We start from the raw sequence: 759 nt of genomic DNA, 5'->3' as shown, positions 1-759 counted from the left end.
TGCCCGCACCCTCGCCCAGCACCAGGCCCTTCCTATCGGCGGAGAAGGGCCGGCAGGTATCGGGTGAAAGCACGCGCATTGCTTCCCATGCTTTCAGCACGCCCCATGCGAAGGGTGCGTCGCTGCCTCCGGAAACCATTACGTCGGCCCGGCCCAGCTTGATCTGGTCCACCGCCGAGGCGATCGCATGGTTGGCCGAGGCACATGCGGAGGTCACCCCGAAGACCGGCCCGCGCAAGCCGAGGCTCAAGCTCACCTGGCCGGCGGCGGCGCTTGGCATCGTTTTGGGTACAGCGAGGATGCCAACTCGCCTCGCGCCGTCCAAAAGGAGGGCCCGGTAAGTTTCCTCCATCACATCCCAGCCCAAGCCGCCGACGCCCACTGTCGCGCCGAAGCGATGGGCATTCCCCTCGTCGCAGGAAAGTCCGGCCTGCCGCATGGCTTCGCGCGCTGCAAGCACGGCGAGCAAGCTGAAGCGGGCCATGGAGACGAGCTGCTTGCGATCGATGTCGTGCTGGGGCAGCGCCTTGATCTCAGCGCCGGTCATGCCCTCCAGGTCATGAAGCTCGGAATTGGCGATCGGGCCGATGGCGGAGCGGCCTTCGCGCATCTCTTTCCACATAGAGGCGGCGTCGGTGCCCAGTCCGCACAGGCCGCCCACTCCGGTGATAACGACGCGCCTGTCCATTCAAGCCTCCTTCGCAAGCAAGCCGCGGACGGCTTCCACGACGTCGCCGACATTCTTGAGATTGGACCAGG

At 66.0% G+C, this 759-nt stretch carries 1 protein-coding gene; it reads right to left on the bottom strand.

Annotation, left to right across the window (positions count from 1 at the left end; translation table 11 throughout):
• The coding region (locus EOA13_RS37370) for a beta-ketoacyl synthase N-terminal-like domain-containing protein (RefSeq protein WP_275955675.1) at window positions 1-688 on the bottom strand (688 nt) is incomplete at its 3' end.
• Window positions 689-759: the final 71 nt, after the last annotated feature.

The sequence above is a fragment of the Mesorhizobium sp. M7A.F.Ca.US.011.01.1.1 genome (assembly GCF_003998295.1).
In the GTDB taxonomy this organism is placed as follows: domain Bacteria; phylum Pseudomonadota; class Alphaproteobacteria; order Rhizobiales; family Rhizobiaceae; genus Mesorhizobium.
This window is presented reverse-complemented; position numbering and strand designations above follow the sequence as displayed.